This is a genomic window from Stenotrophomonas sp. YJH_SMC_138, assembly GCF_059369855.1.
Map to the genome: position 1 here is coordinate 111,981 of NZ_JCAFTB010000008.1, position 14,508 is coordinate 126,488.

General features: G+C 63.5%; 10 protein-coding genes and 1 pseudogene. 8 read left to right on the plus strand and 3 right to left on the minus strand.

The window, feature by feature from the left end; genetic code table 11:
• Nucleotides 1-77: 77 nt before the first annotated feature.
• Nucleotides 78-2,171, minus strand: coding sequence for a TonB-dependent receptor family protein (locus AC5P7I_RS16540; RefSeq protein ID WP_262087901.1), 2,094 nt, complete (start codon nt 2,169-2,171; stop codon nt 78-80).
• A gap of 171 nt (nt 2,172-2,342) precedes the next feature.
• Here AC5P7I_RS16540 and AC5P7I_RS16545 point away from each other — a divergent pair, with 171 nt between their 5' ends.
• The 3 genes from AC5P7I_RS16545 (at nt 2,343) to AC5P7I_RS16555 (ending at nt 5,637) form a co-directional block, all read left to right on the plus strand.
• Nucleotides 2,343-3,545, plus strand: coding sequence for an amino acid aminotransferase (locus AC5P7I_RS16545; RefSeq protein WP_014645417.1), 1,203 nt, complete (start codon nt 2,343-2,345; stop codon nt 3,543-3,545).
• Nucleotides 3,546-3,804: 259 nt separating this feature from the next.
• Nucleotides 3,805-4,821 carry a class 1 fructose-bisphosphatase gene (locus AC5P7I_RS16550; RefSeq protein ID WP_014035428.1) on the plus strand — a complete coding sequence of 339 codons (1,017 nt, stop codon included), beginning with the start codon at nt 3,805-3,807 and terminating at the stop codon, nt 4,819-4,821.
• 108 nt (nt 4,822-4,929) lie between these two features.
• Entirely contained in the window at nt 4,930-5,637 is a 708-nt protein-coding gene (locus AC5P7I_RS16555) for a 2OG-Fe(II) oxygenase (RefSeq protein ID WP_049408471.1), read from the plus strand.
• Between the two features lie 56 nt (nt 5,638-5,693).
• Here the strand turns inward: AC5P7I_RS16555 and AC5P7I_RS16560 are convergent.
• Nucleotides 5,694-6,548 (minus strand): annotated as a pseudogene (locus AC5P7I_RS16560) (PA0069 family radical SAM protein); the annotation flags it as partial.
• Between the two features lie 120 nt (nt 6,549-6,668).
• Nucleotides 6,669-7,256, minus strand: coding sequence for a cyclin-dependent kinase inhibitor 3 family protein (locus AC5P7I_RS16565; RefSeq protein ID WP_012478648.1), 588 nt, complete (start codon nt 7,254-7,256; stop codon nt 6,669-6,671).
• A 421-nt stretch (nt 7,257-7,677) separates the two neighbouring features.
• Between AC5P7I_RS16565 and AC5P7I_RS16570 the strand changes: the two genes are divergently transcribed.
• The 5 genes from AC5P7I_RS16570 to AC5P7I_RS16590 all read left to right on the plus strand — a co-directional run bounded on the left by AC5P7I_RS16570 (nt 7,678) and on the right by AC5P7I_RS16590 (nt 14,494).
• Nucleotides 7,678-8,046, plus strand: a complete 369-nt coding sequence (locus tag AC5P7I_RS16570; protein WP_012478647.1) for a hypothetical protein — start codon at nt 7,678-7,680, stop codon at nt 8,044-8,046.
• Nucleotides 8,047-8,136: 90 nt separating this feature from the next.
• Nucleotides 8,137-9,387 carry a TolC family protein gene (locus AC5P7I_RS16575; RefSeq protein WP_012478646.1) on the plus strand — a complete coding sequence of 417 codons (1,251 nt, stop codon included), beginning with the start codon at nt 8,137-8,139 and terminating at the stop codon, nt 9,385-9,387.
• On the plus strand, nt 9,384-10,619 hold the full coding sequence (locus AC5P7I_RS16580; RefSeq protein ID WP_005411786.1) for an efflux RND transporter periplasmic adaptor subunit: 1,236 nt from the start codon (nt 9,384-9,386) through the stop codon (nt 10,617-10,619). The genes AC5P7I_RS16575 and AC5P7I_RS16580 overlap by 4 nt, the downstream gene beginning before the upstream one ends.
• A gap of 9 nt (nt 10,620-10,628) precedes the next feature.
• Nucleotides 10,629-13,766 (plus strand): efflux RND transporter permease subunit, encoded by a 3,138-nt coding sequence (locus AC5P7I_RS16585; protein ID WP_012478645.1) that lies wholly within the window; start codon nt 10,629-10,631, stop codon nt 13,764-13,766.
• Nucleotides 13,763-14,494: a HupE/UreJ family protein gene (locus AC5P7I_RS16590; RefSeq protein WP_012478644.1), complete on the plus strand. Its 732-nt coding sequence runs from the start codon at nt 13,763-13,765 to the stop codon at nt 14,492-14,494. The genes AC5P7I_RS16585 and AC5P7I_RS16590 overlap by 4 nt, the downstream gene beginning before the upstream one ends.
• The last annotated feature ends 14 nt before the right edge of the window (nt 14,495-14,508 follow it).

The window sequence follows — 14,508 nt, forward strand, 5'->3', positions numbered from 1 at the left end:
GGTAGTGCCGGCCGCTGGCCGGCAACCTCCTGACGTCCTGCACGGCGCGATGCCGGCCAGCGGCCGGCACTACCCCTTCAACGCCACGACCATTGCAGGCCGACGTTGGCCCGCCGTCCCGGTCCCGGTTCGTAGAAGCGCCCGTTGCCATCGTTGACGATCACCGAGCCTATGTAGGCCTGGTCCAGCACGTTCTCCATCCGGGCGAAGGCGCGCAGCTCGCCACCCGGCAGGGCCCAGCGACGGCCGGCTTCCAGATGCAGCAGGGCGAAGCCGGGCGCGCGTTCGGTCGCCACGTCGTTGACTACGGTATCACTGCTGGCGGAGGCCTCCAGCGCCCACTGCCACTGGCCGGGCGACCATTGCAGCCGGGCAAAGGCCTGCTGGCGCGGTACCCCGGGCAGGCGGCTGCCGGCGGCAACCAGGGTGTTGGAGGTGAGGTACGGCGAACGCGCCTGCGCCTGCAGCCAGGTCCACGCCAGCTGCAGCTCCAGCTGCTCGGCCAGCGGCTGGCGATACTGCAGTTCCACACCCTGGCGGCGGGTGCGGCCGATGTTGCGATACGTGCTGCGACCGCCGATATTGCTGGCAACTGCCAGCTCATCGTCGGTATCTGCACGGAACAGGCTGACATCGAGCTGGGTTCCATCCTGTGCGTGCCACTTGCTGCCTAGCTCCAGGCTGCGGCTGCGGGCGGCCGCCAGATCCAGCGCCAGACCCGCCTGACCATCGGCGCGATACCCCAGCTCGTTGAAGGTGGGGGTCTCGAATCCACGCCCCACGGCGGCATGCAGGCGCCACTGCGGGCTGGCCTCGAAGCTGACGCCTGCCACCGGCGTGGTCGCCTGGTAGCGCCGGTGGCCACTGTCATCCGGGTTGCGGGTGGTGATGTAGCGATCGTCCGAGTCGAAACGCACCGCGCTGTGGCGCACCCCGGCCAGCAGCGACCAGCGCGGACTCCATTGCCACCAGGCTTGGGCGAACTGGTCCACGTTCTGCACGGTATCGATCTGGTCACGGCGCAGGCGCCCGCGCACCCCGGGGGCGCTGCCCACGAAGTTCTCGTAGCCGGTGCGGTGCTGGCGCTGGCGGTCGGCGCTGAGCCCGGCCACCAGGTCCAGCGGCCGGCCGGCGAGGTCGCCGTGCCAGCCCCAGCGCGCGTCCAGCCCGCCATACCCGCCCTGCAGATCGATCACGCCGCCGGCATGCAGCGGGCTGTTGGTCTGGGGTGCCGGCGGAATCGGCAGGTATTGGGTCACCGTGCGTTGGCCGGCATAGCCCATCAATTGCCAGCGCTGTGCCCCGGTCTCCCGGGTCCAGCGCAGGCCAGCCTGCTGCTGGCGCACCGATTTGCGGGTGTTGTACTGGTGCGCGACTGCCGTGGCCTGGCGCGGATCAGCCGCCACCTGGGCACGGCTCAGGCCCAGCGGATCCTGCGCATCGGGGGCATCCAGCGCATTGAGCAGCAGCTCCAGCCGCCCACCGCCCAGATCACCACCAATGCGTGCGTTGAGCGATTCGCGGCGCGCACGGCTGTGGTCCCGCCAGCCATCGGTGCGGAAGTGGTTGGCCGCGATGTTGTAGTCCAGCGCTGGGCCGGCACCCTTGAGCTGTGCGCCGACACTGAGCGTGTTGTCGGCGCCGGCATTCACGCGCAACCGCCACGGGTCACCGGCCTGGCCCTGCGCGCTCCAGACCTGCAGCACGCCGCCGGAGGAATTGCCGTACAGCGCCGAGAACGGCCCGCGCAGCACCTCGATGCGCTCGGCGCCCAACAGGCTGGCATGCGACAGCTGGCCCTGGCCGTCAGGCATGGTGGCCGGCACGCCGTCGATCAGCACCCGCACCCCGCGCACGCCGAAGGTCGAGCGTGCGCCGAAGCCACGAATCGACAGCTGCGTGTCCTGGGCGAAGTTCTGCCGGTCACGTGCCAGCAGTCCGGGGACCCCGGCCAAGGCCTCAGACAGCTGCGCACCGGTGCCCGCGCGGCTGGCGTCGATCCAGACCGTGTCCTGGCTGGCCGGCAGCGCGAACGGATCGATGCCCGGCACCCGGGCGGCCTGTACCTGCACCGCAGGCAGGGCGGTGGGCGCAGGCTCGGCCACCGCCGTCCAAGGCGACAGCAGCAGGGCGGACAGCGGCAGGCAACGGCGTCGTGCGGCGGGATTCATGATTCAGGTTGATGGATCGGGCGGCAACGCACGCCATGGTACGGGGCCGCGGATGACGATGGCGGCGGCCAGCCCCGGCAGGCTTTGTTACGATGGGCTGTTTCCGGCCGAAAAGCCGCGGACCGCGTAGCGCACTTCCTCCCCCTTTCCGTCTACCGAACGAGTACCGCCGTGTCCTTCTTTGCAAACGTGGAACTGGTCCCAGGCGACCCGATCCTGGGCCTGACCGAGGCGTACAACGCCGACAGCCGCCCGACCAAGGTCAACCTGGGTGTGGGCATCTACTACGACGAGAGCGGCCGCATTCCGCTGCTGCGCGCCGTCAAGCAGATCGAGCAGCAGCTCGCCGCTGAAGCCAAACCGCGCGGCTACCTGCCGATCGATGGCCTGCCGGCGTACACGCAGGCGACGCGTGAGCTGGTGTTCGGCAAGGATTCGCCGCTGCTGGCCGCCGGCCGCGTGACCACCGCGCAGACCGTTGGTGGCAGCGGTGCGCTGCGCGTCGGCGCCGACGTGCTGAAGAAGCTGCTGCCGCACGCCACCGTTGCGCTGAGCAACCCGAGCTGGGAAAACCACCGTGCGGTGTTCAGCGCCGCCGGTTTCGAGGTGCTGGATTACACCTACTTCGACCCGGGCACCCATGGCGTCGATTTCGACGGCATGCTGGCCGACCTGGGCAAGCTGGAAGCCGGCACCGTGGTGCTGCTGCACGCCTGCTGCCACAACCCCACCGGCGCTGACCTCACGGTCACCCAGTGGAAGCAGGTCGCGCAACTGCTGAAGGACAAGCAGCTGTTCCCCTTCATCGACATGGCCTACCAGGGCTTCGACAAGGGCATCGAGCAGGACGGCGCAGCGGTGCGCATCATCGCCGAAGCCGGCATCGACAGCTTCATCGTCGCCAACTCGTACTCCAAGTCGTTCTCGCTGTATGGCGAGCGCGTGGGTGCGCTGTCGATGGTGGCGCCGACCGCCGCTGACGCCAAGGCCGTGCAATCGCAGGTCAAGCGCGTGATCCGCACCATCTACTCCAGCCCATCCACCCACGGCGCTGCACTGGTGGCCGGCGTGCTGACCAACCCGGAACTGCGTGCGATGTGGGAGCAGGAGCTGACCGAGATGCGCGAGCGCATCCACGCCCTGCGCCACGGCCTGGTCGAGAAGCTGGCCGCTGCCGGTGCACCGCAGTTCGGTTTCATCAACGAGCAGGCCGGCATGTTCTCCTACTCCGGCCTGAGCCGTGAGCAGGTCGAGCGCCTGCGCGACGAGTTCGGCATCTACGCCGTCGGCACCGGCCGTATCTGCGTGGCCGCGCTGAACCAGAACAACCTGGAATACGTCGCCAAGGCCGTGGCCACCGTCGCCAAGGGCTGAAGCAACGCTCCAGTAGCTTGAGGACAAAGGCGCCGAAAGGCGCCTTTGTTTTTTGCGCCCTGGTCTCTGTAGAGCCGAGCCTACGCTCGGCTTGTGCGGCATGAAGGACGAAGAGCAGCCGAGCGCGGGATCGGCTCTACAGAAGGAAGGCGCCACGAGCGCAACGCATCTGGAAACGATTACGCCTTCCCGCGCTCACGCACGCCCCCGCCAGACGGGCGACAATAGGTGTTTTCCCGCTGCCGAGACCTGCCCGCTCATGTCCCGTACTTCGTTGACCCGCTTCCTGATCCAGGAACAGCACGCCGGCCGCATCAATGCCGACCTGCGCCAGCTGATCGCGGTCGTCGCCCGCGCCTGCACCAGCATCTCCATCGCCGTCAGCAAGGGCGCCCTCGGTGGCGTGCTCGGCGACGCCGGTACCGGCAACGTGCAGGGTGAAGCGCAGAAGAAGCTCGACGTCATCAGCAACGAGATCCTGCTCGAAGCCAACGCCTGGGGTGGCCACCTCGCCGCCTGCGCCTCGGAGGAAATGGACCACAGCCAGCCGGTGCCGGACATCTATCCCCGCGGTGATTTCCTGCTGCTGTTCGATCCCCTCGATGGCAGCTCCAACATCGACGTCAACGTCTCCGTCGGCACCATCTTCTCCGTGCTGCGCTGCCCGACCAATGTCGAGCTGCCGGGCGACGACGCCTTCCTGCAGCCGGGCAGCAAGCAGATCGCCGCCGGCTACTGCATCTACGGGCCCAGCACCCAGCTGGTGCTGACCGTCGGCCATGGCACCCACGCCTTCACCCTGGACCGCGAGAAGGGCGAGTTCGTGCTGACCACCGAGAACATGCAGATCCCGGCGGCCACCCAGGAATTCGCGATCAACATGTCCAACCAGCGCCACTGGGAAGCGCCGATGCAGGCCTACGTCGGCGACCTGCTGGCAGGCAAGGAAGGCGCGCGCGGCAAGAACTTCAACATGCGCTGGATCGCCAGCATGGTGGCCGACGTGCATCGCATCCTGACCCGCGGCGGCATCTTCATCTACCCGTGGGACAAGAAGGACCCGTCCAAGGCCGGCAAGCTGCGCCTGATGTACGAAGCCAACCCGATGGGCCTGCTGGTCGAGCAGGCCGGCGGTGCCGCCTGGACCGGCCGCGAGCGCATCCTCGACATCCAGCCCGACCAGCTGCACCAGCGCGTGCCGGTGTTCCTCGGTTCGCGCGAGGAAGTGGCCGAGGCCGTGCGCTACCACCACGCACACGACGACGCACAGGGCTGACAACCGATCGCCTGACAGCGGTCATGGCAGATCGATGACATGACCGTGGGGTGACACCGAGGGCGGCAAACGGCACCATCAAGCCGTTGCCGCCGAAGGAACGCACGCATGCACGAGCAGGGCCCGGTCGATTTCATCGAAGTCATCCACAACGCCGTCCCCAGCGAGGTCTGCGCGGCGATCGTCGAGCGCATGCGTGCGACGCGTGGCCTGCTGCCCGGTGCGGTGGGCAGTGGCGTGTTCCCGGAACTCAAGCACAGCAAGGATCTGCGCATCAGTGGCCTGGACGGCTGGCAGGATGTTGATCAGCAGCTGCAGATTGCGGTGTTCAACGGCCTGCTGACTTATCTACGCCGTTATCCACAGGCGTTGATCGCCCCACTGATGTTGCAGATCCAGGACAGCAACGGCCAACCGCGACGCCTGTCTGCCGAGGACTTCCCCGACATGCCGCAGCAGCAGCTGGCCGACCTGGCCCGCACCTGCCTGCGCCCGGGTGCGATCAACCTGCAGTGGTATGCGGCGGGCGAGGGCGGCTACCCGTACTGGCACTGCGAGCTGTACCCGAAGGATGCGCAGGCCGAGACCCTGCACCGGCATGTGCTGTGGACGCTGTACCTCAACGACGAATTCGAAGAGGGCGAAACCGAGTTCATGTTCCAGGGCCGCAAGATCGCGCCACGTACCGGCAGCCTGTTGATCGCCCCGACGGCGTTCACCCACACCCATCGCGGGAATCGGCCACAGGGCGGCGACAAGTTCATCGCGACGAGTTGGATCCTGTTCCAGAGTGCGCAGAAGTTGTTTGGGGGGTAATGCCGAGCTGCTCGTCGGCCGCGTATGTAGAGTCGAGCCATGCTCGACTGATGGACTCAGAACAACGAGCCCTGCGGCGACTCCTTCTTCGGCGGCAGCGGCTTCTGGAACCGGCTGCAATCCAGCTTCGGCCAATGGCTGTTCTGTGCATTGAAGCCCAGACGCTTGCGTGCCAGCTTGAACCGGTTGTTCAACAGATCGGCATACACGCCCTGGCCACGCATACGCGTGCCGAACTGGCTGTCGTAGTCCTTGCCGCCGCGCAGCTGCTGGATGGTGCTCATCACGTGCGCAGCGCGATCGGGATGGTGCGTATCCAGCCAGTCGCGGAACAGCGGTGCCACTTCCAGCGGCAGGCGCAGCAGCACGTAACCGGCGGTGCTCGCACCTGCGCCGTGCGCAGCCTCCAGCACGGCTTCCAGCTCGCTGTCGTTGATCCACGGAATCACCGGTGCCACCATCACACCGACCGGAATGCCGGCGTCATGCAGGCGCTTCATCGCGCGCAGCCGTGCATGTGGCGCTGATGCACGCGGTTCCAGCTTCGCGGAAAGATGCGGGTCCAGCGAGGTCACCGAGAAGTGCACGCTGACCAGGTTCTCCGCGGCCAGCGGCGCGAGCAGATCGATGTCGCGCTCGACCAGCGCGTTCTTGGTGATCAGCGAGAACGGATGCCGGGTCTCCAGCATCACTTCAATCAGCTGGCGGGTCAGCTTGAACTTGCGTTCGATCGGCTGGTACGCATCGGTGTTGATGCCCAGTGCGATCGGCTGCGGCACATAGCCCGGTTTCGACAGTTCCTTGCGCAGCAGCTGCGGCGCATTGGTCTTGGCGAACAGCTTGGTCTCGAAGTCCAGCCCCGGCGACAGGTTCAGATAGGCATGCGAAGGGCGGGCGAAGCAGTACGAGCAGCAACACTATATGTGTTCGAGGAAAAGTGTTCAGCACTGCGTCCCCTACGGCGGCTTCCCTACAGACTACCTGCGGAGTTCCGTCCTCTTGTATTCCAGCCCAAGGCGGTAAAGGGTAGGTTAGCCGGGCATTGCGACTACCCCCAGACTTGAGGCTCTGCGAGCAGGCCAATTCAGGATGAATTCTTCCTGCTCCGCAGTCTCCACTGCACCAGGGCGCACCGAGCGCACCTTAGCGATCGCATCGATGCCGTCTGGAGCGCAGCCCGTGTCAATGAGAAGCATCGACGCCACGGTCCCCGCTCGCCCTAGGCCTCCTTTGCAGTGCACCACGATCCTGCTTCCGGACAAGAGCTCGGCTGCGAACTGGGGTCCTGTGGATTGCCATGGCAGAAGCAGCCGTGCATCAGGAGCCGCACCATCCTTAATCGGTAGGCCGTGCCACATCAAGCCATGCGCTTTGGCACGCTCTGCCAAGGAGGTAATTCGTAGCTCTTCGAACTCCCACGGCTCAATCAACGTGATCAGATGCTGTGCTCCCCACGCGACTATCGACGCCAGATCGATATCCAAGTCTCGGGCCCAAGACCCCGTCATTGCGACGTCCTGATATTTTCCCGGTGCAAAGGTAACGCCGATCGCACCGCCATTCACGCCGATAGGCAGCGTCGCAATCTGCAGTGGATGAGAATTACTTGTTCTGCTCACCTGCGCTCTCCGAAATCAATGGCCCTGTTGGGCGAGAAGCGAACGCTGCGCCCTTTTAACCTGAAAGTCCAACGGTGAGCCTAGTGGTACGGATATGGTCTTACTGAATCCCATAAGCAGCGCAGAATCGCCCAACGCCTGAGAGAGGGGCCAGGCCCCATTCGACGTTGGAACGAGCCTGGAGGACGCGGTTCCAGAGAGCAGTGAGGCCCAGTTCCAGCCTCTGGCCGGCACCATCCTTACTGGGCGGCCGCTATCGGCCAGAAGCGGCAGCAGGCGCGGCGATACCTGAGGCAATGCGATCTGATCGGAGTGGGCTTAAGCGACGCCCTCCCTCGAGCGCCAAGCCATAACTGGATCAGGGGGGGCTCCAACTCAGGGCTCTCGACAACTCAGCTTGACTGCCTCTATTCTTCCTTTCATGTCCGCCTTCTCGGCCCGCCACCGTCGACTCATCCGGTTCAGCCTTTTCGTGCTGATGCTGTTGAGCGTCGTTGTTCGGCCGATCGTGATCCAACAGGGCGAGCTCCATACTGCCGAGCACGACATCGCTGCAACGGCAGAGCACGGGCACTCACACGGTCCTGGAACTGGCGACAACGTAGATCCGAAGCATGCATCGGGCGTGCACAGCGTCCTTCACCAGGCCGATGTGAGCTTTGCCGGCATGCTGGTGTCTTCGAATCTGAACCTAGCAACTGTTCCGCCGGCATCTTTACTGCCCGGCCTGCACTCCGTCGATGAGCCCTCTGGTCATCGCGGCTCGCCATTCAGACCTCCGATCGTCTGACGACACCTGCCGCGCTGTAGCGGCCTGAGCGCGCTGTCCACCCAATGTTGGCCGGCAGCGCGTCGTCATGACCATCGTCGGAGATTTTCCGTGAAATTACGTAGTTTGTGGGCGCTCGCCATAGCCGGCGCCTACGGTGTGGCCGTGCCTGGCCATGCCGCTGAAGTGCTGCGCTTGGAGGATGTGGTCGCCCGCGCCCTCGGCACCCATCCCAGCGTCCAGGCAGACACCGCTCGACTGGAAGCTGTCAGAAGCCGGGCGGGCCGGGAGGCATTGCCTACGCCGCTCGTGCTGGGCGGCGAGCTTGAAAACGTGGCTGGCTCAGGCGGCCTGAGCGGCCTAGACGCCGCCGAATCCACCTTCCGCATCTCCAAGGTTCTAGAACTGGGTGGGAAGCGGGCTGCGCGCCAAGCGCTCGGCGGCGCCGAGGTGGACGCTGCCCGAAGCGAAGCGGACGTCACCCGTATCGCTATCGCAACTTTGGCCGCAGGGCGTTTCGTCGACGTGCTGGCCGCCCAGGAGCATGTCGAGCACGCCGAAGAGCGCATCAAAATGGCCAGCGCCATGCGCCGTGAAGTGGCCCGTTGGGTCGCGGCCGCCCGCAATCCCGACTCGGACCTGAGATCCGCCGAGATCGCCCTGCTCGATGCCGAGCTGAAGCGGGAGCAGGCATTGCAGGCTCTGGAAAGCGCGCGAATGTCGCTGGCTGCCACGTGGGGGGCGCCAAGTCCGGATTTCGGCTCGGTTGCAGGGGATACCGCGGTCCTTCCCCCTCTGGATGATTTTGATGATCTGAGCCGGCGCCTCGCCACGACACCACAACAGCGCGCCTTGGACGCTCAAGCCGGAGTTATAGATGCAAGGAGGGAGATCGCCCGCGCTAGCGCCAAGCCGGATGTCAGCGTTGGCCTCGGCATCCGCCGACTGGAAGCCACCAAGGACAGCGGCCTGGTGATGTCCGTCTCCGTCCCGTTGGGGAGCCGTCGGCGATCGGACTTCTCCGTGGCTGAAGCGGACTACGAACTCACCTCTCTCAAATACCGGCGCCAGGCGCAGATGCTGGAAATGCGTCAGGAGCTGTTTGGCATCTACCAACAGCTCAAGCAAGCGCAATCGGAAGTGGAGTCAGTGCGCCAGCGTCAGTTGCCAAAGGCCCAGCAGGCCTTTGATCAGAGCCGCAGGGGCTTTGAGGAAGGACGCTTCTCCTTCCTGGTACTCAGCCAGGCTCAGCAAAGGCTCTTCGATCTTCGCGAACGGGAAGTCGAAGCCGCCGCGCGCTATCTCCGTCTCCTGGTCGAGGCCGACCGCCTCACCGCTTCTGCCTTGGACATTCGCCCATGAACCGATACGTATTCCTGATCCTGCTTCCAATTGCCCTGGCTGCGTGCGGTGGCAACGAATCGTCGCAACGAGCAAAGCCAGAGGACACTGCTGCGACCGCAGGCGACTATGAGCGAGGGCCGCATCGCGGTCGCATGCTTCGCGACGGCGACTTCGCCCTTGAAGTAACTGTTTACGAAACCAATACCCCGCCTCATTTCCGGCTGTATGCCTATCGCAACGACAAACCGCTGGCACCTGGAGAAGTCAAAGCGACGATACAACTCAAGCGTCTGGACGGCGAAGTCAACAACTTCAGCTTTATTCCAGAGAAGGACTACCTGGTCGGCAGCGGGGAGGTGGTCGAGCCGCATTCCTTTGATGTCAAAGCCGATGCGGTGGTGGGTGGAAAGAACTACGCCTGGTCTTACGCCTCCTATGAAGGGCGCACCACGATAGATCCGAAAGCCGCTGCCGACGCAGGTGTCGTGGTCGAGTCCGCCGAACCGGGGACCATCCGGGACACCGTTTCCCTCATGGGCAACGTCGCGGTCGACACCGGCCGATTTGCTGCGGTCAAGGCACGCTTCCCTGGCGTGGTCCGCAGTGTGGCGGTCGAGATGGGACAACGCGTCTCGGCTGGTCAGACGTTGGCCACAGTCGAGGGCAATGACAGCATGCGGACCTACTCCGTCACGGCACCTTTCAGTGGAGTCGTACTCGCGCGCAGCACGTCGGTAGGCGATGTCGCTGCCGACAACACGCTGTTTGAAATTGCCGACCTTTCGGAGGTCTGGGTGGACCTGCGTGCGCTGGGAAGCGATGCCGAGCGACTGTCGCCAGGCCAGATGGTGACCATTCGCTCGGCAACAGGCGGTTTGGAAGCAACGGGAAAGCTGCAGGGCATCCTTCCGTTGGCCAGCGCTGGCCAGACCGTGGTGGCACGTGTGGCCCTTACCAACAGCGAGGGCAGGTGGCGACCAGGAATGGCCGTATCCGCCGAAGTCGTCATCGCGGAAACGGAGGTTCCATTAACAGTAAAGGAATCGGGCCTGCAGCGTTTTCGGGACTTCACCGTGGTATTCGCCCAAGTGGGCAACAGCTATGAGGTGCGGATGCTTGAACTGGGTAGGCGCGATGGCGATCGCGTGGAGGTACTGAAAGGGCTTAAGCCGGGAACCCGGTACGTTTCCGAGCAGAGCTACCTGATTCGTGCCGACATCGAAAAGTCCGGCGCAAGCCACGACCACTAAGGACGCACCATGCTAGAGCGAATCATTCGCGCGTCTATCGCGCACAGATGGCTTGTGCTCCTTCTGGTCCTGGCCCTCTCAGGCCTTGGGATCTGGAACTACAGCAAGCTTCCCATCGACGCCGTTCCTGACATTACCAATGTCCAGGTGCAGATCAACACCGAAGCTCCGGGCTACTCACCGCTGGAGGCCGAGCAACGGGTCACCTTCCCGGTCGAAACAGCGTTGGCCGGGTTGGCAAAGCTGGAATACACCCGTTCCATCTCACGCTACGGCCTGTCTCAGGTCACGGTCGTGTTTGAAGATGGCACAGATATCTACTTCGCCCGTCAGCAGGTCGCAGAGAGACTTCAGCAAGCGGGATCCCAATTGCCCGTGGGACTAAAGCCAAGCCTTGGACCGGTAGCGACGGGCCTGGGTGAGATCTTCATGTACACCGTGGAAGCGGAGTCCGGTGCTGAAGAGACGTGGACACCAATGGCGCTTCGTACGCTGCAGGACTGGGTGATCCGACCGCAGATGCGCCACTTGAAAGGCGTAACCGAGGTCAACACCGTCGGAGGCTATGTTCGCCAGTTTCACATCACGCCGGACCCGAAGAAGCTCCAAGCATACGGACTGACGCTGCAGGATGTGCTCGAAGCCGTGGCCCGCAGCAACACTAACGTGGGTGCCGGCTACATCGAGAAAAGCGGTGAGCAGTACTTGGTACGCGTGCCGGGCCAAGTGGCCGACATGGCGGGTTTGCGCAAGATCGTAGTGGCTAACCGTGATGGCATGCCATTGCGTGTTGGCGATCTGGCAGAAGTTGTAGAAGGCACCGAACTTCGTACAGGCGCGGCAACCAAGGATGGCAACGAAGTGGTCCTTGGTACGGCGTTCATGCTCATCGGCGAAAACAGCCGGGACGTGGCTCAGCGAACCGCGGCCAAGCTCAAGGACATCGACGCTACGCTGCCTGACGGCGTTCGGGCGCATCCTGTGTATGACAGAACCGAACTGGTGGATCGGACCATCGAGACGGTGAAGAAGAACCTCCTCGAAGGCGCCTTGCTCGTCATCGCGGTGCTCTTCCTGCTTTTGGGCAATCTTCGTGCGGCACTGATCACTGCGGCGGTCATTCCATTGACGATGCTGCTGACGATCACAGGCATGGTCCAGAATCGCGTCTCTGCGAATCTGATGAGCCTGGGCGCACTGGATTTTGGCTTGATCGTCGATGGGGCAGTCATCATCGTAGAGAACTGCCTGCGTCGCTTTGGCGAGCGGCAACACCTTCAGGGCCGTTTGTTGACTCGGGAAGAACGATTTTCCTTGGCGGCAAGTGCCAGTGCAGAGGTGATCAAGCCAAGCCTGTTCGGCCTTTTCATCATCGCGGCGGTCTACATCCCGATCTTTGCCCTCTCCGGCGTGGAAGGGAAGATGTTCCACCCGATGGCGCTTACCGTGGTCATCGCGCTTACCGGTGCCATGGCACTGTCCTTGACATTCGTACCTGCCGCTGTGGCTCAGTTCGTAACGGGAAAGGTTTCGGAGAAGGAAACCAAAGCCATGCGCCGAGTCACCAACGTGTATGGCCCGATGCTTGAGCGTGCCGTCAATGCACGCAAGGTAGTGGTGGCCTCTGCTGCGGTGCTCACCGTCCTGGCGGGCCTGCTTGCAAGTCGCCTCGGCACCGAGTTCATTCCGAACCTGGATGAGGGCGATATCGCCTTGCATGCGCTTCGAATTCCAGGGACCAGCTTGACCCAGGCGATCGGCATGCAACGTCAGCTGGAAGCGGCGATCAAACAGTTCCCCGAGGTAGATGAAGTCGTCGCAAAGATCGGCACTGCCGAGGTGGCCACCGATCCCATGCCCCCCTCCGTAGCCGACACCTTCATCATGCTCAAAGATCGGGACCAATGGCCTGATCCGCGCAAGCCGAAGGCACAGCTTGTTGCCGAGCTCGAGAAAGTGGTTCGCGCCATTCCTGGCAACAACTATGAGTTCACCCAGCCGGTGCAGATGCGGATGAACGAGCTCATTGCGGGCGTTCGGGCTGAGGTTGCTGTCAAGCTGTACGGCGACGACCTGGAGCAACTGGCAACCATCGGCAGCCAGGTAGAGAACGTTGCCAGTGAGATCCAGGGAGCGGCCGACGTGAAACTTGAGCAGATCACCGGTCTGCCATTGATGACGATCACGCCGGACCTGGATGCACTTGCACGATACGGCGTAGCCATTGACGACGTGCAGAAGACCATCTCGGTGGCGCTGGGAGGTGAATCGGTCGGCCAGGTGTTCGAAGGCGATCGGCGCTTCGATATCGTGGTTCGTCTGTCGGAGAACCTTCGCCAGGACGTCCGGACACTGGCGTCACTACCTGTGGCCGTCGCGCCCGGGGTGAGCACAGGCCAAGAGCGCAGCTTCGTGCCGCTGGGCCAGTTGGCCAAGGTCGAGATCGCGCCTGGTCCGAACCAGATCAGCCGTGAGAATGGTAAACGCAGGGTGGTGATCACAAGCAATGTGCGCGGGCGCGACTTAGGGTCCTTTGTCGAGGAGTTGCGCACCAAGGTCGGACAGGAGGTCCAGCTGCCGGAAGGGTACTGGATCGAGTACGGCGGCACGTTTGAGCAGTTGATCTCGGCAAGCAAGCGGCTGTCCGTCGTCGTGCCAGTGGTTCTGGTGATGATCTTCGGATTGTTGTTCATGGCATTCGGCTCAGGGAAGGACGCTGCGATCGTATTCAGTGGCGTGCCGCTTGCACTGACCGGGGGCGTGGTGGCGCTGTGGCTGCGCGACATTCCCATGTCCATCTCCGCAGGTGTGGGCTTCATCGCTCTTTCGGGCGTTGCCGTGCTCAATGGCCTGGTAATGATCAGCTTCATCAAGAACCTGCGGGAAGAAGGCGTCCCCCTGCACAAGGCTGTCACCGAAGGTGCTCTTACCCGCCTCCGGCCAGTCCTGATGACGGCCTTGGTGGCGAGTCTGGGCTTCCTTCCTATGGCCCTGAACGTCGGTGCTGGCGCGGAAGTTCAGCGTCCGCTCGCCACTGTTGTTATCGGCGGAATCATCTCTTCAACGCTGCTGACACTTCTCGTGCTGCCGGCGCTGTATCGATTGGTTCACCGCGAAGATTCTGTTCTGGAAAGTCGCTCCTCATGAACCACCCGTCCCCTTTCTGCACAAGGAACTTGTCTTTGACTTCTTCCAACAAGCTCTTTGCTTGGCTTTCGATGCTTGCCGCAGTCCTCCTGCCGTTTGCGGCGTTCGCGCACGGTGTAAGCGAGGGAGACCAGGCCTTCCTTGAAGAAAGCACCGGTAGGCAACTGATCGCGTTTACCTACCTTGGCGCCAAGCACATGGTGACTGGATACGACCACCTTCTATTTCTGTTCGGGGTGATCTTCTTCCTATACCGCATGCGGGACGTGAGCATCTACGTCACCTTGTTCGCCATTGGCCACAGCACGACGCTGCTGCTCGGCGTGCTCGGCGGCTTTCATGTCGACGCCTATCTGGTCGACGCGATCATCGGTCTCTCGGTGGTCTACAAGGCCTTGGACAACATGGGCGCGTTCAAGCGGTGGTTCGGCGTGCAACCCAACACCAAGATTGCAGTCCTTGTCTTCGGCTTCTTCCACGGCTTCGGCCTGGCCACGAAGCTTCAGGACTTCTCGCTATCGCCGGACGGGCTGGTCCCCAACATGCTTGCGTTCAACGTGGGCGTTGAGCTCGGCCAACTTCTGGCGCTTGCCGGCATCTTGATCGTGATGGGCTTCTGGCGTCGGCTGCCTTCCTTCAACCGCCAGGCCTACGGCGTGAACACCATCTTGATGACGGCCGGCTTCGTGCTCATCGGCATGCAGCTCACCGGCTACTTCGCTTCCTGATTTCTGACCGAGAC